General features: G+C 62.1%; 16 protein-coding genes. 5 read left to right on the forward strand and 11 right to left on the reverse strand.

The window, feature by feature from the left end; translation table 11 throughout:
• Positions 1-160: 160 nt before the first annotated feature.
• Positions 161-2,731 (reverse strand): PEP/pyruvate-binding domain-containing protein, encoded by a 2,571-nt coding sequence (locus ACQRA4_RS09250; RefSeq protein WP_427822788.1) that lies wholly within the window; start codon positions 2,729-2,731, stop codon positions 161-163.
• A complete protein-coding gene (locus tag ACQRA4_RS09255) occupies positions 2,731-5,310 on the reverse strand; it encodes a sigma 54-interacting transcriptional regulator (protein ID WP_427822789.1) in 2,580 nt (859 codons plus the stop codon). The genes ACQRA4_RS09250 and ACQRA4_RS09255 overlap by 1 nt, the downstream gene beginning before the upstream one ends.
• Before the next feature lie 226 nt (positions 5,311-5,536).
• Between ACQRA4_RS09255 and ACQRA4_RS09260 the strand changes: the two genes are divergently transcribed.
• The 4 genes from ACQRA4_RS09260 (at position 5,537) to ACQRA4_RS09275 (ending at position 7,926) form a co-directional block, all read left to right on the forward strand.
• Positions 5,537-5,842 carry a DVU0150 family protein gene (locus ACQRA4_RS09260; protein WP_427822790.1) on the forward strand — a complete coding sequence of 102 codons (306 nt, stop codon included), beginning with the start codon at positions 5,537-5,539 and terminating at the stop codon, positions 5,840-5,842.
• A gap of 18 nt (positions 5,843-5,860) precedes the next feature.
• Positions 5,861-6,922 carry a sulfite exporter TauE/SafE family protein gene (locus ACQRA4_RS09265; protein ID WP_427822791.1) on the forward strand — a complete coding sequence of 354 codons (1,062 nt, stop codon included), beginning with the start codon at positions 5,861-5,863 and terminating at the stop codon, positions 6,920-6,922.
• A gap of 10 nt (positions 6,923-6,932) precedes the next feature.
• On the forward strand, positions 6,933-7,523 hold the full coding sequence (locus tag ACQRA4_RS09270; protein ID WP_427822792.1) for a DUF4881 domain-containing protein: 591 nt from the start codon (positions 6,933-6,935) through the stop codon (positions 7,521-7,523).
• 91 nt (positions 7,524-7,614) lie between these two features.
• Positions 7,615-7,926, forward strand: a complete 312-nt coding sequence (locus ACQRA4_RS09275; protein ID WP_427822793.1) for a hypothetical protein — start codon at positions 7,615-7,617, stop codon at positions 7,924-7,926.
• Positions 7,927-8,448: 522 nt separating this feature from the next.
• On the opposite strand, the gene ACQRA4_RS09280 is transcribed toward ACQRA4_RS09275, so the two are convergent.
• The 4 genes from ACQRA4_RS09280 to ACQRA4_RS09295 all read right to left on the reverse strand — a co-directional run bounded on the left by ACQRA4_RS09280 (position 8,449) and on the right by ACQRA4_RS09295 (position 15,594).
• On the reverse strand, positions 8,449-12,438 hold the full coding sequence (locus tag ACQRA4_RS09280; protein ID WP_427822794.1) for an AAA family ATPase: 3,990 nt from the start codon (positions 12,436-12,438) through the stop codon (positions 8,449-8,451).
• Positions 12,438-13,718, reverse strand: coding sequence for a metallophosphoesterase family protein (locus tag ACQRA4_RS09285; protein ID WP_427822795.1), 1,281 nt, complete (start codon positions 13,716-13,718; stop codon positions 12,438-12,440). Before ACQRA4_RS09285 ends, ACQRA4_RS09280 begins: the two co-directional genes overlap by 1 nt.
• Before the next feature lie 204 nt (positions 13,719-13,922).
• Positions 13,923-14,513, reverse strand: a complete 591-nt coding sequence (locus tag ACQRA4_RS09290) for a tetratricopeptide repeat protein (RefSeq protein ID WP_427822796.1) — start codon at positions 14,511-14,513, stop codon at positions 13,923-13,925.
• Between the two features lie 67 nt (positions 14,514-14,580).
• Entirely contained in the window at positions 14,581-15,594 is a 1,014-nt protein-coding gene (locus ACQRA4_RS09295; protein ID WP_427822797.1) for a glycosyltransferase family 2 protein, read from the reverse strand.
• Positions 15,595-15,717: 123 nt separating this feature from the next.
• On the opposite strand from ACQRA4_RS09295, the gene ACQRA4_RS09300 reads away from it, so the two are divergent.
• A complete protein-coding gene (locus tag ACQRA4_RS09300; RefSeq protein ID WP_427822798.1) occupies positions 15,718-16,803 on the forward strand; it encodes a glycosyltransferase family protein in 1,086 nt (361 codons plus the stop codon).
• Positions 16,804-16,868: 65 nt separating this feature from the next.
• Here ACQRA4_RS09300 and ACQRA4_RS09305 read toward each other — a convergent pair whose 3' ends face one another.
• The 5 genes from ACQRA4_RS09305 to ACQRA4_RS09325 all read right to left on the reverse strand — a co-directional run bounded on the left by ACQRA4_RS09305 (position 16,869) and on the right by ACQRA4_RS09325 (position 21,873).
• Positions 16,869-17,567, reverse strand: a complete 699-nt coding sequence (locus ACQRA4_RS09305) for an AroM family protein (RefSeq protein ID WP_427822799.1) — start codon at positions 17,565-17,567, stop codon at positions 16,869-16,871.
• A 17-nt stretch (positions 17,568-17,584) separates the two neighbouring features.
• Positions 17,585-18,856, reverse strand: a complete 1,272-nt coding sequence (locus tag ACQRA4_RS09310; protein ID WP_427822800.1) for a dihydroorotase — start codon at positions 18,854-18,856, stop codon at positions 17,585-17,587.
• A gap of 9 nt (positions 18,857-18,865) precedes the next feature.
• On the reverse strand, positions 18,866-20,155 hold the full coding sequence (locus ACQRA4_RS09315; RefSeq protein WP_427822801.1) for a TRAP transporter large permease: 1,290 nt from the start codon (positions 20,153-20,155) through the stop codon (positions 18,866-18,868).
• Position 20,156: 1 nt separating this feature from the next.
• The gene (locus ACQRA4_RS09320) at positions 20,157-20,681 is read right to left on the reverse strand and encodes a TRAP transporter small permease (RefSeq protein WP_427822802.1); all 525 of its coding nucleotides are present in this window, start codon (positions 20,679-20,681) and stop codon (positions 20,157-20,159) included.
• 184 nt (positions 20,682-20,865) lie between these two features.
• The gene (locus ACQRA4_RS09325) at positions 20,866-21,873 is read right to left on the reverse strand and encodes a TRAP transporter substrate-binding protein (RefSeq protein WP_427822803.1); all 1,008 of its coding nucleotides are present in this window, start codon (positions 21,871-21,873) and stop codon (positions 20,866-20,868) included.
• Positions 21,874-21,905: the final 32 nt, after the last annotated feature.

A 21,905-nucleotide genomic window follows, 5' to 3' on the forward strand; every position in this document is an offset into this window, starting at 1 on the left:
CCTGCGGTCCGGCAAAGGGGGGCATGGGGGCCTCATTGTTTTCCGGCGTGAAAGCCTTCGCTTTGGGGCAAATCAACCTGGACTTTGCAAAAGCCAAGGCTCAAAGGCGCGCGAGCGTTGGCGCGGCGGCGACTGCCAGCCCCCGCCGCCAGAAAATGGTCTAGTGGTATTCGCCGTTGAGGAATTTGGCGGCGTACCCCTGGACGGCTTCGTCACTAACCATGAGCATATCCATCTGGCGGGTCATGATCAGCAGGCGTCCCAGCTGATCCAGGCGTGAACACAGTTCAAGCCTAGGATATTTCTGGTAGCGCGCGCGTACTCTATCACCCGTGACCTCGACGGTAAAGCCGAGTTCCGTAAGAATCAGCCCGATGCAGCGCACCCGCCGCGCGCGCTGCTCGCTGCCCGCCGCGCCGCCCGCAAATTCAAAGCGGATGTAGTTTTTGCTCAGAGTATCGCCGCACCATGTATCCAGAATGGCGTAATGGTAGCCCACGCGCGAGGAAAAATTGAGGTAGCGGTCAGAAACGATGGCATAACTGCGGTCGCCGAAGCGCTGGCCGCCCTGCTGGTTGCCGCCGATCATGCTCTGGCTCATGACCGAGAGAAAACCGCGCATGTTCACCGGGCGTGGGCCCTTGGCCTGCACGTCGGGATTGAGCATGCCGTTGAGCACATGCCTGAAGGGCGCGCTGGTCACGTCTTCGGGCCTGGCTGTGGGGGCTTCGGGATGTTTCAGGCCGCCGCCCAGGTCAATGATGTAGAGATCCAGCGGCACGGGGCAGACCAGGCGGCTGGCCGCGCCGCCCGCCCCGCTTTCGGAAAGGCTGTCGGAGAGCAGAAACATCTCTGAATAGCTCAACTCGTGCGCATAACGCATGACATCGTGCAGGGATGTGCAGTTGGCCGGGCTGAACAGGGCTGAATGCGGGTCCACCAGATGCAGCGGCAGAATGTACGGGGCCACTCGCCGCAGCAGCACCAGGGCGGGCGTATTCACGCCGGGGCGCCGGCGGGCCAGGCGCAGGGCCAGCAGCTCAGGCGCCTCGCCGTCAAACACCCGGCCCGACAGGGCGTCCACCGTCACCACCTGGCCCGGCGTAAGCAGGCTGGTGGCCCCGGCCATATTCATCAGCGTGGGAACCCCGAATTCGCGACAGATGGACGCCATATGGCCGGTGAGGCTGCCGGTTTCAGCAATGATGGCCGCGGCACGCTGCATGGCGGTCATGGCATTGGGCGAGGAGTGCTGCATCAGCATGACCGCGCCTTCCGGGAAATGGGTCAGATCCTCATCTGGATGCACCAGCACCACCGGGCCGCAGCCCACGCCCTTGGCCGCCACATCCGCGCCGGACAGCAGGGGCCGCATGTGCTTCAGGGGCGGAACCGCGCTTTCTTCCGGCGTGCTGTCCAGGCCCATGGGCCTGGTCTGAAGCAGAACAATCTGATCATCCTCATCCACGGCCCATTCCAGGTCTTGCGGGTACTGGTAATGGCGCTCCAGTTCCAGGGCCATTTCCGCCAGCCGCCGCGCCTGCTCGTCGCTGAGGCAGGGCACCTCGCGCAGTTCCGCCGGCACGTCCACGAGCGCGCTTTCCACGCCCTTGCCGGTATGCGCGAGTTGCAGGCGGGTTTCCTTGCGGGCAATGGTTGCCTGGGTAATTTTGTGGGTGGCCCGCGAAACCAGCCACTGATCCGGCGTGCCCGAACCGTCCGCCACCATTTCCCCCAGCCCCCAGACTCCGTTGATCAGCACGCAGTTGGAGCGCAGGTCCACAGGATGGCGCGAAAAAGCCACGCCGGCGGCCTTGGCCCTGACCATCTCCAGACAGCAGAGGCCCATGCCCATGGCGTCCAGGGCGTAGCCGTGCGCGGCCCGATAGGTCAGGGCGCGTTCGGAAAAGAGGCTGGCCATCACCTTTTTGAAGGCCGTAAGCAAATCCTGCCGCCTGACGCCCAAAATGCTGCGGTACTGGCCCGCAAAGGACTGCACCCCGTCTTCGGCGATGGCGCTGGAACGCAGGGCCGCCACAATATCGCTTTCCGCGCCGAAAGCTTCATCCCAGGCGGCCAGCATGGGGCCGCTCACCATGTCGGGCATCGGGGCTTCCATGATGAGGCGCTGCACTTCGCGAGAGGCGGCGCTGATGGTGGAGGGTTTTTCGGCGTCCACCGAACGCAACTGGCCGTAAATCTGTCTGAACAGACCGCTGCTGCGCAGCAGAAAGAGCGCGCCGGCCTTGATGGTGATGGCGAAACCGCGCGGCACGGGCATGTCCAGCATGTTGCGCAATTCGCCCAGATTGGCGTTTTTGCCGCCCACGCTGTAGGCCATGCTGGCGTCCACCTCGCTGAGAGGCAGGGTCAGCGAGGTCACGTCGCCGCGCGTGTGCTGCTCCAGTTCGCGTTCAATGCGTGCGCCCAGAGCTTCCACCGCGGCGACAAGGGCCTTGTGGCGCTGGTTGGAGATATCGTTGAGGCAGGCCGCCATGCGTTCGCACTGAAGGACGGCGCGGCGCGCCTCCTTGCGCACCTGCATGGTTTCCATACTGCGGTCGCCGCGCTGGGCCGCGTTCAGGCCGGCCAGAATGCCGGCCAGATCGGCATTGGCCTGCAATAATTCCTTGAAGGAGGCGTAGCGACGGGTAAAGGCGGCCATAGCCTGCTCGCGACTGATGCGCGGCGCGAGGCCCAGCAGTTTTCGCAATGTCTGTACGGCATTCATCAGGCGCGTCCTTTGCCGGCCGGCGTCTGCCCGCCGGGCTGCACGATCACATAGCGCTGGGCCGGGCCGCGTCCTTCCTTGCGCATCAGGCCCAGCCGCACCATCTGCCGCAAATCGTATTGCGCCGTGCGCATGGAAATATCCTTGCCCGCCAGGTTCTGATATTCTTGGCGACTCACGCTGCCCAGGGCCGTCAGGCGCGGCAGCAGCTCTCGCTGGCGCTGGTTGAGCTGCCCCGGAGGCGAGGCGGACGACGCCGCATCCCTGTCCCGCGTTGAAAGCGGAGGCGGATGCGCCGTCGAATCCCGGCGCGCGCTCCGTTCCTCCGCGTGCGCTTTTGCCGGAGTTTCATTTTCCCACGAATGCTTGTCGCCCGGCGCGCTTTCCGCCTGCTGGCCGCCGGGGGCGAGCTGAATGTTCTCCGCCAGAATCAGATTGCCGTCGCAAAAGGTCAAGGCTCTGGTCAGGGTGTTTTTCAGTTCGCGCACATTGCCGGGCCAGTGGTGGCGCATGAGTTTTTCCAGCGCGCCGCGACTGATGCGGGGAATGGCGACGGGCATGCCCGGCTCGCCGGTGTTCACGGCCTCGCGCATGAAATGAACCGTCAGGGCAGGAATATCCTCTTTACGCTGCCGCAAGGGAGGTGTGCGGATGGTGATGACGGCCAGCCGGTAGTACAGGTCGTCGCGGAAGGAGCCATCCCGCCCGTCGCCCCGCAGTTCCGCGTTGGTGGCCGCGATGATTCGGGTGTCAAAAGGCACGTCGTGATCCGAACCTAGGGGGCGGATGCGCCGGGTGGAGAGCGCCCTCAACAGGGCCTGCTGAACTTTGGGGGCGGCATTGCCCACCTCGTCCAGCATCAGGGTGCCGCCTTCGGCGGCCAGAAAGGCCCCCTTGCGCGCCTGTCTGGCCTCGGTGAAGGCGCCCTTGACGTGGCCGAAAAGGGTATCCATGAGCAATGCCTCGTCCAGCGCGCCGCAATTGATGGTGATGAAAGGGCCGTCGGCGCGGGCGCTCAGACTGTGGATGGATTCGGACACCAGTTCCTTGCCGGTGCCTGTCTCGCCCACGATCAGCACATCGGCCAGCACCTGGGAAGCTTTCCGAATCTGCCCGTACAGCGCCTGCATGGGCAGAGAGGCTCCCACCAGGCCGCGGGCCGGCAGGTCGGCCGGATCGGGCAGATCCTCCACTGGCTCCTTCCGCCGTTGCGCGTTCCGTGCCGCCGCTTGGGATATCTGGTCGGCCCTGGCCGTGCGCAGCCGTTCCAGCAGCATGTCCACATTCTGTCTGATTTTTTCCAGTTCCAGCGGCAGCGGGGGCAGGTTCAGGGCCTCGGCGCTGCCGTCTTCATTGCGGCTGCGCAGCTCGCTGGAAAGCAAATTGAGGCTTCCGCCCATGTTGCGGGCGAGCCAGCAGAGACTCAGGCCCAGCAGAAGCAGCCCGCCCAGAAAACAGAAGGCATAAATGCTCAATAGCCGCATACCCGCATGTGTGGATGCGAAACTGCCGTCCAGCATGGCCAGCCCGCCGACCACCACGCGCGGGCCTTCAGGGTTGGGCATGAAGGTCACCGGCGCGTAGCTGACGCTTTCCACCTGCACCTGGCCGTTATTCCAGGCCGCACCGGCTTCTGAAAGCTGGAGCCGGCCTGGCCGCCCCGCCTGCACTTCGGCCACCATGCTCCAGTAATTGAGATGCTCCGGCCCGGGGCGGAAGGCCGCGCTGAAACCGGGGCGACCGAAATCGCCGCGAAAACCAGCCCGCACAGCGTCGGAACGCAGGCTTTTTTCACCGGAATTGTCGCCGGGAGGTTCAGACTGAAAGAGCATCCAGCCTTCCTGATCGAAAAAAAGACTGAGCGCCTGGGTTTTTTCCCCCGCGCTGATGGGCGCTTCCGGCGAGGAGTAGAGCGACATGGTGTCGCGCAGCGCGGTAAGATCCAGCGAAAGAATCAGGATGCCCTGAAAATTACCGGCCGCGTCATAAATGGGGGTGGAAAAGCGCAGTACATAAAAGGACAGGCTTTGCAGCGACTTGTCAATGGGCACCATGGAATAGACCACTTCCTGGGGCTGGCTTACATTCACATGGCCGGGCCGCTGGCCCGGACTGATGTTGTGAAAGGGGCCGGCCGGGGCGTCCAGCGCTATGCGGGGAGGCACGGAGATAATCTCGCCGCCGTAGCTCAAGAGAAGGTAGCGGCTTTCAGGGCTCAGGCCCATGAAGGCCACTTCGCGGTAGGGCAGACCGTCCGCGCGGGAGCGGAATCTGAGACGGCGCGCCATTTCCTGCCTGTCCATGGAGCCGGCGGCCAGAATCAGCAGCTGGTTGCGCGTTTCCACCAGAGTCTGCTCCAGCGCGAGGCTCATGGCCTGGGTTTGCAACTCTGCGTTGCGCGCTATTGCGCGATTGACGACGTTTGCGAGACTGCCGCCCGTCACGAAAAAAATCAGCGCGAGAACAGCCGCCAGCAGCGGCAGGCCCAGCAGCAACATGCGGCTTGTCAGGCTGCGATTTACAAAAAAGGAGGCGGTTTCCACCGAATTGCCGCCGACGAGGTAGCCGAAAAAGCGCATGTCCCTCCCCTTGATTGCGCAAAAAAGCGCAAGCCTTGATTCAGGTATAAAGAGTAAATATTTTTTTGACAAGAGTATAAAGGGTATCCTGTGAAATAATACGCAAAAAACCTTGAAATCACGCAGTGGCACGGCATTTGCTATTCTTTTCACAAATTGCAGCGGCATGTGGTTTGCCCGGCGGTTTGTCCGCCTGGAAAAGGAACAAAACAATGTGGAGGATGCCATGAAAAAAATGCGCAGTTTATGGAGCTGGCTCACAGGGTGCGCGCTGACGTTGCTCGTGTTTATGCCGTCAGTGGCTATGGCCGCCAAGAAAGCCGCCGCCAACGTCGTCATTGTGGCCGACACAAGACGGCTGGACGGCATTATGCTGTGGTGGGCGCAGATGTACAATGACAGCCATCTGTACTTCACCATTCTGACGATCATCATCATTCCCATCACCGGCTGTATTTTCGGCGTGCTGGCGGACATCGTCATGTCGCACATCGGCATTGACCTCAAACATCGCGAACTGGCCGAGCACTAGGCCGGAAAGGAGGCAGATATGGATTGGTTGTATGTCTTGATGCCCATTTCCGGCGTGACGATTTTCTGGCCCGGACTGATCATTCTCGGGCTGGGCGTCGGCATTATCGGCGGCTTCTTCGGTATGGGCGGCGCATGGATGGTGACCCCCGGCCTGAACATTCTGGGCTTTCCCATGGCTTTTGCCATCGGTACCGACGTGGCCCATATGGCCGGCAAATCCCTGATTTCCACCATGCGGCACGGCAAGTTCGGCAATGTGGACTACAAACTGGGCCTGACCATGCTGGCGGGCACCATCGTGGGCGTGGAAATAGGCGCCCAGATGATCATGTGGCTGGAGCGCATCGGTTCCGTGGACAAGGTTGTGCGCTGGCTGTATGTGGCGCTGCTGATCTCCATCGCCTGGATGGTCTTCCATGACGTGGCCCTGCGGCGCAGGAAGGAGCGCGAAGCCGCCGCCCGCGGCGAGCAGCTCGCCAAGGACGCCACCGGCATCGACTGGGCCTCCAAGCTGCATGCCATCAAAATTCCGCCCATGATGCACTTCCATGCCGCCGGCATCACCTGCTCGGCGTGGCTGCCCATCTTTGTGAGCCTGGCCACCGGCTGGCTGGCCGGCATTCTGGGCATCGGCGGCGGCCTGATCCGCATGCCCGCCCTGGTTTACCTGGTCGGCTGCCCCACCCATGTGGCCGTGGGCACTGACCTCTTTGAAGTGGCCATTTCGGGCCTGTACGGCGCGGCCTCCTATACCTTCAAGGGCCGCACCGAACTGGTCGCCGCGTTGATCATGCTCATCGGCGCTGCCGTGGGCGCGCAGATCGGCGCTGTGGCCACCAAGTACATCAAGGGTTACGGCATCCGCATCGCCTTCGGTCTGGCCGTCATCGGCTGTCTGTGCTCCGTTGTGCTCAAGCTGATCCAGCCGTACTTCCCCGCCCACAGCGGTTTCATCAATGGCGTGGCTACCGTGGTGGTGCTGGGCTTCGTGAGCGCCATCTCCATCTACATCACCATCCGCATGGTGCAGGGCGCCAAGGCGGAACTGGCCGCCAAGAAGCAACAGGCCGGCAGCTAGGAGGCAAAACATGAAAATACGTACTCTGTTGCTCATGCTGGTACTGGCCCTTTCCCTCGCCCTCGCGGCCTGCGATTTCGGCCAGGTGGAACAAGGACGCTGCGTGGCCTTTGATCCCGCCGGCAAAAGCGTGACCATTGTGCTGGACACCAATCACGATCAGCGCAACCCGCATTACAATGGCGGCGTCGCCACCTATCTGTTGCCCGCCGAACCCACTGAAATCGGCCCCCTGCCCATGCCTGGCGGTCGCGTGATGTTTGATCTGGAAAAGAGCACCGTCACCATCTATGTGCCTGAAAGCAAGTCGCTGGAAGTGCTGAATGTGGAATTTGTGAACAAGCAGATGAACATCAGACCCACGCACCCCATGGTGGCTGGCAAGAAGTTCCCTGTCATCGACATGGAAAAGCAGACCGTCACCGAATACTCCAGACGCCTGCAGGCGCTGGTGACCTTCAAGGTTCCCGCGGACAAGCTCAACCTGCCGCCGGAAACCTGGGAAGCGGGCGACGAAGTGCGTTTTTACTATAAGGAAAACGCCAAGCACCAGGCCCTGCGCTTCATGAACATCAGCAAGACCAACATCTTCAAGCGCTAGGTTCTGAACAAAATTCGGCCGGGGCGGCGAACATGCGCCGTCCCGGCCGATCATGCGCCGCAACGCGTCTTTTGATCTCAAGGGAGCCGTGATGAACAGCTACAAACGCAGCCTGTATGTCAGCGTGACCCGAATCATTGCCAACCTGCTGATGCTCGGAGCCGTTTTTCTGGCCATGTACCAGGCCGGGCACAGCCCCGCCTCGTCTTTGTCCACATTCTGCCTCTGGTTTTTCGGCATCACCATCCCCCTCTGGATTGGCGCGCTGTTCCTGACCCGCCAGATTGCCCGCCGTTTTCCGGCGGAACAGGAAAGCCTGGTGGATCTGCCCAGGCTGGGCCGCCGCCTGGTACGGTGGCGCGTCTTGACCGAGGCCGAGCGTCCGACTCTGCTTTTCCGCTAAGGCTGTCGCACTTTGCCTTTTGCCCGTCTGCGGCGCCAGCTCTGCCCGCAGATTATATTCAGCCGGTTTTCACAGGCAAATGGATGGAGGCTCCATCCGGCTATCTGAATCGGATCGCAAGCCTGCGTAAACGCGGCAGCCCCCGATGAGCATCTTCAATCGCGCCTTATTGATCCGTCAAACCTTCGCGCGGACGACTTTGGCAAATTCATCACTGGTCGGGCAAAGGCGCTACTTGACTTGATTGAAGAGGCCATGGGCAAAAAGGCCAGCGGGCGCGATGCGGAAGAAACTGTCAGAGCGTTCGGCGTGAACCTGACATGAGCCTGAATATCCCTCATGCCGCGCGGCGAATCACAAGGCGTCTGTTTTTCGCAAAAAGAAAGCCCTGAACGGCGCTCACGGTTGCCGATCAGGGGCTTTTGACGCGCATCCCCGCCCGCGCTTCCTGCGAGAGGGCCGCGGTCGCCACGGAAAGCGACAGCAGGTTTTCAGAAAAGGCCGTCAATGAGATGCCGTGTTTCAATCGGCCGCAATGGCGCCGTTTTCCACCCTGAACAGAGCCGCGCCGGGTTCGGCGGCCCGCAGCACATCCACCATATGCGGCTGGCAGGTGAAGTAGAGCAACTGATGGGCCGGGCCTTCCCTGCCGTCGGTCAGTTCCGCGAAGGCCCGCGCCGTGCGCTCGGCCCGCTCTGGATCAAAGTTGACCAGCACCTCGTCCATGATGATGGGCAGCGGCGCGGCGTGGGCCGCGTGATTTTTGATATAGGCCAGGCGCAGGGCCAGATATGCCTGTTCCTGCGTGCCGCGGCTCAGGGATTCCGGCGGCACGGCCTCGCCCTGATCCGGCAGGATGCTCAGGCTGGAATCTTCCAGTGAGGCGCTGATGCCCCGCCAGCGGCGGTTTGTGATGCGGGCGAAGATGTCCGACGCCTGGCGGATGACCTCCGGCTGGCGCTCACGCTCAAAAGTGCGTTTGGCGTTGAGCAGAATTTCGCGGGCCAGTGCGCGGCGGCTCCAGGCCAGGGCCATGCGTTCCATGCTTTCCAGCAACATGGCTTCCTGCTGACGCAGCTCCGCCAGGTCGTCGGTTCGGCTCAGCGCGGCGACCCTGGCGCTCAGATCAGCCACGGCGGTGGCCAGATTTTGCTCTTCGTCAAGAATGCCGTTGAGCTCTTCCTGAATGGCGGCGCTGCGCTTTTCCTGGCTTTCCTGCTCCTCTTCCCGGAAGGATTCCAGAAATTCCGGCAACGGCAGGGTGTCTGCGGCCAGGCGCAGGGCGTCTTCCAAATCCTGGCGGCGTCGGGTGAGCGCGTGCTGCTCGTCGCGCAGAGCGGCCAGGCGCAGAAAGTCCTCGGCGTCATGCGCCCCGGCCAGGGCCAGCAGATTGCGCTCGTTGTTGCGGGCCTCATTGAGCGCCGCTTCGCCCGCGCGCGTTTCGTCTTCCTCCTCGGCCAGCAGGCCGGAAAGGCGGTTGCGCTCATCCTGAGACTGTGTCATGGCTTCCGCGGCGGCCAGAGTCGCATCCAGAGCGGCCAGCCAGTCCGGCGCGCCGTCCGCGTCATGCGGCGTATCCCGCGAAAGCGAGGCCAGCAGGGCGGCCAGCGGCTCGCGCAGGGCGGCCAGCTCCGCGCGGCCCTGCGCGAGCTCGGTGCGGGCGCGCTCCAGCGCGGATTCGGCGGCCAGGCAGTTTTCCATATACTTGAATGCCTCGCGGACGGTTTCAGGATCAAGCTCTTCACCCAGGCCCAGGCCCTGCAGGCCGCGACTCCAGGATTCACGAGCCGTGGTCAGACGTTCCTCGGCCGCGCGCAACTGTTCTGAAGCTTCGCGCTGGCGGTTTCCGGCACGCTCCAGCTCGTTTTCGTGATTCTGAAGCGCGGCCGCGGCCTTGATGCGCTGTTCGCGAGCGGCATCGGCCTCTCGGCAGGATTCCAGCACCTGGCGCACGCATTCCATCAGGGCCGCGCAGTCGGCATCAGGCGTCAGGCGCTCGGCCACGGCGGGCACGGCGCGCATGCGCCTTTCCAGTTCTTGCAGCTCTTCTTCCAGCGCGCGCAGTTCGGCCTCCGCGGCGGTTACGCCGCCAAAAGCCAGGCTGGCGGATTCGGCCCTGGCGAAAAAGGCGGCCGCGCTTTCCGGCGACGGCACATTGCTGACGCGCAGGGCCAGCATGAGCTCATGCCAGCGGCGGCGGGTCTGCTGGACCACGCTTGACGTTTCATGCGCCCTGGCCTGGGCCGCGCCCACCTGGGCTTTGGCCAGGCCCATTTCACGTTTCAGCCCTTCCATATCCCGGCGGGAGCGTTCTTCATTGAAGCATTGCTCACGCTCGCGCTCCAGCAGCATTTCCGTGGCTTCCAGCGTAACAAGATCCATGCTGTCCACGCCGGCGGCGGCGCAGAGCTGGCGGGCCTGTTCACCCAGTTCGGCCACATGCAGGGCGCAGGTTTCGCGCCGATTCTGCAGTTGCGCCATCTCGCGCTGGTGGCGTTTGGCCTCGGGGCCGCTGCGCGGCAGACCGCCAGCCAGAAAGCCCACGCCGCAGACCAGCACCAGATAGCCGGACCAAAGGCTGACGGGCAGGGCCAGCGTTTCGGTGAGCGGCAGGCTGGTCAGCCCCCAGCGCCAGTAGGCCAGCAGAATGCCCAGGCCCGCCGCGATGAGCAGCGCGCCCACCACAATCAGCGGCAGGCTTTTGACCGGCGAGGGCGCTTGTTCGGTGTTGATTCTGTTGTCCAGTTCCTGAAGGCGCTCACGCTCCGTACTCATGTTGGAGGACAGCGCCCGCAGGGAGCGCAGGGCCGCCGCGCGCGCGTCCAGGGCCTCACGGCTGGGGCCGTTGGCGTTGCGCTGGGCCTCGCGCAGTTCATCCATGCGGGTTTTGACGGCTTCCACCTGATCTTCAGCCTGCTGCACGGCCTGCGAGGCTTCGCCCGCTTCGCGCAGGCGCTCCTGCACCTCGCCGGCCAGGGCCAGGGCTTCGTCCTGGCGGGCCAGCAAACCGTCAAGGATGTCGCGCGGCCCGGCATTGCCGCCATTGCCAGATGTCCTGCCGGGGGCGGCGAGGCGCAGGGGGTCATAGGCTCTGGCAAAAGTTGTGTGCGCATTGTGCGCGGCGCGCTGGCGGCCCGGCATCTGACGGCGGCCTTCCTCCAGCCGGGCCAGGGTCTGGCGCAGTTCGTCGCGGGCCTCTTCGCCCAGAGCGGCCACCGGCGCGGGCAGCAGGGCCAGGGCGCTCTGGGCGGCGGCCACATCGCGCTCGGCTGTTTCCACATCGCGGTTGGCCTTGGTCAGCGAGTCCACAGCCGCCTGATGGGCCGAGCCCGCCGCCGCCATTTCTCTGGCCTGTTTTTCCAGGTCTTCGCGGGCGAAGAGAGAGCGGTCAGTGGCTCGGATGCGCTCGCAGTTCCAGTCCGGCCCCAGCCGGGTCAGCTCGCGGGTCAGATCCGCCTCGGCCCGGCGGCAATTGTCTTCCTGACCGGGCAGCAGGCCGCAAGCCTGTCGATAGCCGCTCTTGCGTTCGGAGAGGCGGCGCAGTTCGGGCAGGGCGTCCAGCAGGGGCTGATCCACCAGCACGGCGTCGCGACGTTCGCGCAGGCGGGCTGTTTTTTCCCTGTGGGCCGCCAACTGCCGTTCGCACGTTTCGCGGGCTTCCTGAAGGCGCGCCAGACGCGCGGGCCCGTCCTCGGGAAAGCTCTCGCCCACCGGGGTCAGACGATCCAGCCGAATGCCGGCCATGCGCCACTCATCCCATTGCCGCCAGACGCCCAGACGGCGCTCCAGCAGGCGGCGTTCCTCCTCCAGCTCGCGCTTGCGGCGGCGCAGGTCGGCCAGAGACGCTTTTTTGCGCGAGAGTTCCAGCGCCATGCCGTCAAAACCCGCGCATTCCGCCGCCACATCCTCAATTTTGGCGCGCAGTTCTTCCAGTTGCCGGATGGCGGCATTCAGGGCGGGCTTGCTGCCGCCGCTTTTGAAAATATCCTCGGCCTGGCGTTCCAGAATTTTCAGAGCGTCGCCGGGCGCGCGCAGGCCGGGGCCGAAGCTTGCGCCATAGAGAGCATTGCGCACGCCTTCGGCGCTCAGGCTTTCAAAATTTTCCAGCTCGCTCAGGCTGAAGCCGAAGACATTGCGGTAGACCTCGCGGCTGACCCCGAAGAGCAGCTGGCGCAGAAGCTCCGGCGGCAGAGCCGCGCCGTCCGCTTCACTCAGCGTCAGCAGGCCGCCGTTCGCGCCGGGCCGCCGCGTCAGGTGCAGCGGCTCACGCCCATCCGCGCGCAGCACAAGCCCGCCGCCTGGCTGGCCGCCGCGCAGGGGGGCGTAACTGCGCCGGGCCTCGCGGCTGCGGGAATCGGGATAGCCTGTGAGTATGGCGCGCAGAAATTCCAGACAGGTGGACTTGCCGGCCTCGTTGCGGCCCAGAAAGATGGACAGGCCGGGCGGCAGATTATCCACCTGCACGCCGGAAAAAATGCCGAAGCCGTCGATGCGGAAAGATTCGATATACATCAGCGAACCTCCAGCAGATCTACGCAGAGGCGTTCGGCCTCTTGCAGCAGGGCTTGCATTTGCGATTCGTCGGGCGGGGTGAGAACCCTGCGCAGACGCGTGTGGCCAAACAGCGGGGCCAGGGCCGGGCCGGCGATCTCCTGCATGATTTCTCCGCTTTCGCGCATGCGCCCGGCCAGGCGCATGGTTTCGCCCAGCAGATCCTCGCGTTGCAGGTATTCTGAATGTTCCGTGAGGGGGCGTGTTTCCACCCGCAGATCCTTGAGCCAGACGCCCGGCATGCCTGAACTCAGATGACGGAGGCGTTCTGCCAGATCCTCCTGACTGGCGGCATCGTGCAGCATGGCGTCCAGCGTGGTTCGCCCGTTCAGCGTCACGCGGGCCATGATGGCCTCGCAGGCGGTGTCCGCGGCGTGCGCCGTATCTTCCAGGAGTTGATTCAGGCGGCGTTCCACCTCATCCAGATGGCTCACGCCGTCCAGGTTCAGCTCAAGCTTTTCCCACTGCACAGGCCCCAAAAGCCGGAAAGCGGCGTCGCAGACGTAGGAGCCTCCTTTGGGCGTTGCCGTGACCAGCAGGCAGCCGCGCGGGCCCGGTTCATTGACGTGCAGGCCCTGGGCGTTGCCGGGGTAGGCGATAAAAGGCGTTTCCGAGAGCACGCGGCGTTCATGCACATGCCCCAGGGCCCAGGCGTCCATGCCCGCGGATTTGAGATCGTCCAGCGAGCAGGGCGCATAACGGTCGGCCTTGCTTTCGCCTTCCACGGTGCAGTGCAGCACGCCCAACTGGAAGCAGTCATGGCGCGCGTCACGCTGGAAGACGCGGGCCAGGTTGCGGCCCTCTCGCGCTTTGGCGTGGCTGATGCCGTGCACCACGGCCAGAGGGCGGCCGTTCTTTTCCAGCAGGCGCTGCTCCGGCTCCGCTCCAAAAACCGTGACATTGTCCGGCCACTCCACGGCGTTGAGCCGCGAATCAAGCGGATCATGATTGCCGTGGGCCAGAAAAACGCGGATGCCCAGCCGGTTCAGGCGTTCACAGCCGTCGCGCAGGCGAAGCTGTGCTTTGACGCTGTAATTTTCCTGATTATAAATGTCGCCGGCAAGCACCAGAAAGTCGGGCTTTTCAGACTCGCAGAGGCGGAACAGGCGTTCCAGAGCCGTAAAGGTGGCGTCGCGCAGCAGTCGCGCCAGATGCCCACCTTGGGCAGTCTCGCGCGAAAGCCCCTGAAAAGGCGTGTCCAGGTGCAGATCGGCCGCGTGGATGTAGCGGATGGCGTCCATGCGCAAAGCCTCGCTTGCGGATGAGATACGGATAACGATATGAGCAACGCTATGGAAAAGGATAGCCTTGAAAGGCTAGACTTTTTCAAGCATCATGACAAGCGCGACAGGCATTCGTCAGGCGGTTTTTTGAAAATTCACGGATAAAGGGAGAGCCCCAGGCGCTGGACCTGGGGCGGAGAGCGGCGGGAGCGACCGGCGCGCCTATCGGCCGGCCTGGGCCCGCAGGCGCAGGCATTCTTCGGCCAGATGGCGCAGCTCGGCGTCTTCGGGGCGTACCTTGAGCCCCCGGCGCACATGGCCCAGGGCGCGGACATACTCGCCAGCCTCCAGCATGGCCCTGGCCATGACGGCGAAGGCCGCGTATTCGTTTTTATAATATTTGAGGGCCTCGGCAAAACAGGTGTCGGCCTCGGAGGGCTTGCCCTGTTTCAGGAAGAGCTTGCCGTCTTTGAGGCAGCGATCCAGATTGAGCTTGCGTTGCAGGGTGGTTTCGTAGTCCTCTTGGTCTTCCTGGCCCCGCAGTTCCTTGTAAACATTGATGAGAAGAGCGAGCAGCTCACGCTCCTTGCCCGGCTGGTAGGCCAGGGCCTGGCCGCATTCCTTTTTATACTGCGGGTCCGAGGCCAGCGCGGCGAGTGTGGTGCGAAAGTCGCCGCGCAGATCAGTGGGCGCATTCTGCCCCCCCAGCTCCCTGAAGGCGGAGATGGTCAGATAGATGGCGCGCGACAGGTCGTTTCGCTGGCAACTGGTTTTGGCGCGGCCCAGGTCTTCACGGATTTTGCGTGCATTCATGGCGAATTTTCAGGCTACCTCTCTCGCCGTTATGCCTGATTCGTCCGCCAAAGGCAAGGGGAGCGCGTCACCGGGGCGTCCCCTCCTGCCCATGCCGGGCCAGGCTGGCCCTGAGGGCCTGAGTGACGACCGCGTCTGGCCGGAAGGACATGACGTGCTCTCTGAAGCGGCGGTTCACAGCCGCGAGATGCGGGGCAAGGTCGCGCCGAAATTCGCGGTATTCCTTGCGTTCGGCCACTGTGACGCGGCAGTTGTCAGACACGTCGAGAATTTCATAGCGGCGCATGGGTTTCAGCGAGCGCACACCCGACGCGTAAAGAATTTTGTTCAGAAAGAGCTTGCCCGGCAGCAGATTGTCCGTGACCACCAGTTCCCGGTGCAAACGCCGCTTGTCGATGCCTCTGGCCGCATAGGTGGCCTGGGGATCCTCTTCGGGCAAATTCTCGAAATAGTCCGGCCCGTGATAATAATACTGCGGAAAGCCGGCGCAGGTCATGCGCAGGCCGTAATCGCCGTCTTCGCCGCCATAGAGGCCGTATTCCTCATTCCAGAAGCCCAGCTCGTCCGAAACAGCCCTGGGAATCAGCACGGCCTGGCCCGGCAGATTGTCGGGGCAGACGCCCAGCACGCCTTCCGGCGTGTTTATGCCGCCGGGATGCCGGTACAGCATGTCCGCGTTGAAAGCGCCGCCCAGATTGGACTGCGGCCTGCCGTGCCGCCAGAGGGCCAGCAGGCCGGGCAGCCAGCGCGTCCGGCGCATGGCCGTGTCGTTGTCCAGTTTCATATACACGGGCGCGGGCGTCAGCTCCCACCCCACATTGGCGGCGCAGGCCACGCCCATGTTGCGGGGCAACAGAAAAAGGTGGTCGATGACGCCACGCGCCTTGAGCGCCAGAAGGCTTTCGACCTGGGCGGGGTCGCTGCCGTTGTCCACCACGGTGATGTCAAAGGGAACTTCCTGCGAGGTGCGGCGCAGGGCAAGAATCGTCTCGCGTGTGGCGCGCGGACGGTTGAAGACCGGAATAGTCACGTTGCAGAAGGGCGCGACGCCGGCCGGATGGCTCTGGAAGTCCTGCTCCATGTTTGCTCCTGTGCGGTTTGCAATGGTAGAAAGAAGGCTCGCGGGCGTCAAGCGCGCCCCTGATTGACGCGCCTTTTTCCCATTGCTACATCTAGGCGCGATATCTTCCAAAAAAGGAGCGGTATGGCGCGCGTACTTTACGGCATTCACGGCACCGGCCACGGGCACGCCATGCGGGGACTGACCATTGCCCGCCGGCTTTCCCGTCATGAATTTCTTTTTGTGGGCGATGACGACGCCCCCAAGGTGCTGGAAGCGGAATTTCCCGTCCGTCGCTTGCCCAATCTGGGCACGGTGTTCAAAAACTACAAGGTGGATCTGGGGGCCACCATCGCCCGCGCCGTGCCCCTGCTTTTGCGCCGGCGGCGCTATATCGACCAGGTGCTGCGCCTCATGGACGAGTTCAGGCCCGACGTCTGCATGACAGACCTGGAATACTTCGTGCCGCGCGCCGCGGAGCGGGCGGGTCTGCCCTGCCTGACGCTGGACCATCAGCACATCATCACCTGCTGCCGCCACAACCTGCCGCCGGACATGTGGGGAGACGCCTTTGTGCAGGGGCTGACCCCGCGCTATCTCTTCCGGCCCACGGCGGAAAATCTGATCATCTCTTTTTACGCCCCGCCGGTATTGCCCCGCTACAAGGCCCGCGTGGCTCCGCCTATCCTGCGCGACAGCGTGCTGGGCCTGCGCCCCCGCGACGAAGGGCATGTGCTGGTCTATCAGAGCAATTCCACCCACAGGAGGCTTGTGGATTTTCTGCGCGCGGCCACGGATAAAACCTGCTATGTCTACGGCTATGACCGTACCGAAGGGCGCGAAGGCAATGTGGTTTTCATGCAAAAGAGCGAAGAAGGCTTTTTGCGCCTGCTGGAAGGCTGCTCGTATGTGATTCAGGGCGGCGGGCATACCCTGATGGGCGAAGCCCTCTACCTGGGCAAGCCCATTCTGACCCTGCCGCTCAAGGCTATGGTGGAACAGCGCTTCAATGCGCTGTATGTGGAGCGCCTGGGGTACGGCATGCAGGCTGACATGCTCAGCCTGGAGCCGGAATTGCTGCGGCGTTTCGAGGCCAGGCTGCCGGAATTCAGAGCCGCCATTGCGACGGGGAATTTCTGTGGCAATGAAATGGTTTTTGGTCTGGTGGATCACTTTATCCGGCACGGCAGCCTGCCGGCGCGCGGCGCGCCGCCAGTGGCGGAAAGCTGACTCGCGGCGGGCCGCTTCAGGCCGCGTATCGCATTTGTCCCGCCTGCCCCGCCCTGCCCGAAATGTCAGCGGGCTTCGGCGCTTCCAACCAGTTCCCTGAGCAGTTGGGCGGCCACTGTGCGCACGAGAATGACCGGCTTGCCGAGTTCCGCGGCCATGAGCCCGCGCAACGGTTCCCTGAAGCCGAGGCATTCCACAGCGAGCAGGTCGATATTTTTGGCGGCCAGCCGCCGGGCGCAGCGCGCGGCCGCTTCCGGGGAGGGCGGCGCCCAGTCCACCTCCAGCTGCGTTGCCGCAAGACCGGCCTCAGCCGCATAAGGCAGCCATGAGGCGCGCACATGCCCCACCTGCGGGGCGCCGGGGGTCACGACCCCCAGCTTCATTCGGGGGTGCAGCAGGGTCTTGACCATGCTGCGGAAGACCAGATTGGGCTGAATGAGCGGCAGAGGCGTCTGTAACGGCGGGAAGTCGCCCGCGCAGGAAAAAAAGGCGAAATCAGCGCGCCCCTCCAGGCGGGCCAGCAGTTTTTCCAGGGGCGACACCAGCCTGTCGATGCTGATGGCTGTGGGCGCGGCGCTGTTCAGCCCCAGCATGAGCGCTTTTTCGCCTTCGCGCGCCGCATAGGGCTGAACGCTGGCCGGCGAGAGGTCGGGCAGGACGGAATGCAGGCTGACTTCGGCCTGGCCCGCCCAGATGGGTTCCAGATCGGCCAGCCCTTCAGGAGAGATGGGGGGAGCGGAGAGGATAGCCAGACGTTTTTTCATGTTTTGCCCCTTGCCGTTCATTGCTTTTCGACCTGGCCGGAAGAGTAGACCACATTGCCGTCCACCATGGTCATTTCCACGCAACCTCTGACTTCCCAGCCGTCATAGGGCGTATTGCGCGAAATGGAGGCAAATTCCTCGGCCCGGATGGTCCACTGGCGATCCGAGAAAACGCAGATATCGGCGGCCTGCCCCTGGGCAAGAGTGCCGCCCCGCAGGCCAAAGAGGCTCGCGGGCCTGATGGTGAGCCTTTCCAGAAGCCATGAATACGAAAAGCCTCTCTTGTGCACCAGCTCGTGCAGAAGGAGCGGAAACATCACCTCCACGCCGATGATGCCGTTGGGGGCTTTGACCAGCTCCGTGTTCTTGTCTTCCCGCGTGTGGGGCGCATGGTCGGAAACGATGATATCAATGGAGCCGTCGTCCAGGCCCTGAATCAGCGCTTCAATGTCGTCCTGCGTTTGCAGGCAGGGGGCCATCTTGGCGTTGGGGCCGTAAACGTCTCTGGCTTCACGGGTCAGCAGCAGATAATGGGGGCAGGTTTCGGCGGAGATGTGCAGCCCGTCCGCCTTGGCCTGCCGGATAAGCTCCACGCTGCGTCTGGTGCTGATATGCTGAAAATGGACGCGCCTGCCGCCCACGTCCCTGATCAGCTCAAGGTCGCGCGCGAGGATGGAGCTTTCAGACGAGGGCAGAAAGGCCGTCGGCGCGTGCCATTTCATGTTTTCGTCTTCTTCGTGCAGCAGGATGATGATATTGTGTTGCTTGGTTTTCATCAGCACGTTGTAAAGAACGGTCATGTCCATCAGCACATTGCCGTCATCAGAAAAAATTTCCACGCCGGAAGCGACAAGCCCGTCAATATCGCTGAGCTCCTTGCTGATGAGGTTTCTGCTCTGGATGCTCCTTGTCAGGCTTGCCACCTGTATGGCCTTGACGCGGGCTTCCTTTTTCATCCGCTCGGTAATCATCCGGTGCACGGCCACATTGTCCGGCAGAGGGATGACATTGGCCATGGCCACAATGGTGGTGGCGCCGCCCTTGGCTGCGGCGTAGCTGTCGGTGGCAATGGTGGCCTTGTGGGTGAGGCCGGGGTCGCGCAGGTGCACATGCGCGTCAATAATGCCCGGAGCAACCATCATGCCGCGGCAGTCAAAGAGCCGGTCCGCGCCGGCGGCCTCAAAGCTGCCGACGCCCAGTATCTTGCCGTCTTCGATGAGCACATCGGCAATCTGGTCGAACCGGCTGGCGGGGTCGATGACGCGTCCGTTTTTCAGGATGGTTTTCATGCTACGCTCCTAGTCCGTCAGATTGGGGATGAATGACACCACTTCAGGAAAAAAGAGGAAAAACAGCATCATGGCGTAAAGACATATCATGTACGGGATGCAGACCGTGGCTATCTCAAGCACATCCGCCTTTTGAACGAGCGCGCGGGCCACAAAGAGGTTTGTGCCCACTGGCGGCGTGAGATAGCCGATTTCGCAGAGCAGCACGAAAAGAATGCCGAACACCAGGGGGTCAAAGCCCACGGATTTCAGAATGGGCACAAAAATGGGGGTCAGCAGGATGATCATGCCCATGGAGTTGATAAAACAGCCCAGCACCACAACGATGGCCGACAGCAGCAAGACCACAACAATGGGGCTGCTTGAAATGCCCTGAAAGGCGATAACCGTGTTTTGCGCCACGTTGCTGATGGTCAGGATATATGAATAGCTGGCGGCCGCCGCCCAGATGATGGCCAGCGTGCCGGTGGTCGTCACGGTGGCGCGCACGCACTCCCAAAAGCCTTCCCAGTCCAGCTCCCTGTAAAAAAGGCCCACGGCCAGTCCGTAAAAGACGGCCACCACGGCCGATTCGGTGGGAGTAAAAACGCCCATGTAGATGCCGCCCAAAATGAGCACCGGAGCCATGAGCGAAAAAAAGCCCTGGCAGCCGGTCTGAAAAATCTGCCTGAGCGAAAAACGCTTGCTGCTGTTGCCCGCGCCGTCCTTGAGATATTTTCTGGCAAGCAGATAGGTGACGACAACCATGACCATGGCCGTCAGGATGCCGGGTATGATGCCGGCCAGAAAAAGTTTGGCGACCGAAACCTGCGCCAGCACGCCGTAGGCCACAAAGCTGATGCTTGGCGGAATGAGCACCCCCAGCACGCCGCCTGAGGCGGCGATGCCCGCGGCGAATTTTTCGGGGTAGTTGCGCTGCTTCATTTCAGGCACCATGACAGAGCCGATGGCCGCGCAGGTTGCCGGCGACGCGCCGGAAATGGAGGCAAAGAAGGCCGAGGCGAAAATGGTCGTCATGCCGACGCCGCCGCGGATAGTGCCCAGAATGGCTTCTGAAAAATTTACCAGCCGCCGTGAAAGCCCGCCGCGCGACATCAGATTGCCGGCGAGAATAAACATGGGGATGGCTATCCAGGTGAACGAGCTGACGCCGGTGTACAGGTTTTGGGCCAGGATATGAATGGGAACATTGTAGATTGTGAAGGCAACGGCGCTTGAAATGACCAGGGCAAACCCGATGGGCACCTGAATGAACATCAGGAAAAGCAGCAGGCCGACAAGGGTTATGGCTATACTCATATCAGTTGTCTCCCTTGCGGAGCATAAGCTGTCGCAGGTGTTTGAAACTGGCGTAAATGTTCCGCGCCAGGAAAACAGACATGGCAAGGAAAGAAATGAAAATAATGGAGTAAATAATAAATACAGGTATTTGCAGCATGGATGTTCTGGCGATAAACTTTGTGTTGAATATTATCAGCTGAATGCCGGCATAAGTGATATATAGAGAAAAGACAACCCATACCGTATCAGCAACAATTCGCAAGATTGTTTTCCATTTTTCAGATATGTAGGCGTCAAGAAATTCAACCCTGATATGCTTATCTATGCGAACACAATATGTTATTGATGCATATAAAAACCATATGAAAATAATAATATTTAACTCATCCAGTTCGGCAGATGTTTTGCCGAATATAAATCTCGAAATCACATTGATGAAACAGTATGCCGTAACGATAAGCATACATACGGCCGCAACATAATAATCCAGATTTTGCAGTACGTCGCGTACGCTTGGGAATCTTTTTTTCTGTTGGGTCGCCATACGTTCACACATCTCCGAATGGATTGTTCACTGCGCCGGTGCAGTCCGCGCCTCAGGCCGCCTGTTCATGCTCAGCCTCTCCGTCGGCGCAAAGGAGGGCGAGCCGGCTGTGTATGGCGCGGCGGCGGGCTTTCCGCCCCATGCGGAGGGCCCGCCGCCGCGGTCGGAGGAAGCGTCGCCCCGCTTACTTCAGCTTGCTTTCTCCATCCTTGATCAGACCGTTGATAATATCCATGCCGCCGATCTTTTCAGCCATCTTCGCCCAGATGTCTTTCACCCGGGGGCGCAGTTCATCAGGTTTGACCCTGGTGACTTCCAGGCCCGCGGCGCGATATTTGTCGATGACGGCCAGATCGTACATTTCGCAAAAGCCGTCCACATAGATGGCGGCTTCTTTGGCGGCTTTGGTCAGCTTATTCTGCACGTCTTCAGGCAGGGAATAGAAACAGGCCGCGTTGATGACGAAGCAGGTGGGGGTAAAACCGTGGTTGGTGATGGTCAGGTACTTTTGCACTTCGCCGTAGCCCTGGTCGTAGCTCCACGCGATGGCGGACTCCTGCCCGTCCACGGCCCGCTGCTGCAGCGCGGTGAAAACCTCATTGCCGTCCATGGTGGTGGCGTTGGCGCCAAAGGCCTTGATCATTTCAACCAGAATGGGGTTGAAGGGAACCCGAATCTTGAGCGACGCGAAATCCGCCACCGCATTGATGGGCTTTTTGCTGTTGGTGACGCCTCTGGCGCCGCCGTTGTAAACGGCAAGAATCTTGACGCCGGACGCCTTTTCAAAATCCTGGTATATTTTGGCGGCCGTGGGGCCGTTCAGAGCGCGGGAGGCCGCCCTGAAATCATTGAACAGAAAAGGCAGGGTAAAAACATTCAGCGGTTCATAGATGTTGACCATGTTGGTGAAGGGCAGGGAGGCCGTCTGAATCGCGCCCGCAGCCACCTGCTGAAGCACCTGCGGGTCGGGGCCGAGCTGGGCGCCGGGATAGATGTCGAACTTGACCGCCCCCTGCGTCTCGCCGGTTATTTTTTCCGCCAGCTGCAGGGCGTAGATATAGTGATACGAGGTATCCGCCACAGGCTGGTTGACGTGCATCCGCAAGACATGCCGCGCCTCGGCGTGGGGCTGTCCCGCAAGAGCCGCCAGGCAAAACATGGACAGTGCCGCCAACAGAGCAAATTTCTTCATCTGACCCGTCTCCGTGTTTGAGGGTTTTTTCA

The sequence above is a fragment of the Desulfovibrio sp. SGI.169 genome (assembly GCF_050313595.1).
Lineage (GTDB): Bacteria > Desulfobacterota > Desulfovibrionia > Desulfovibrionales > Desulfovibrionaceae > Desulfovibrio.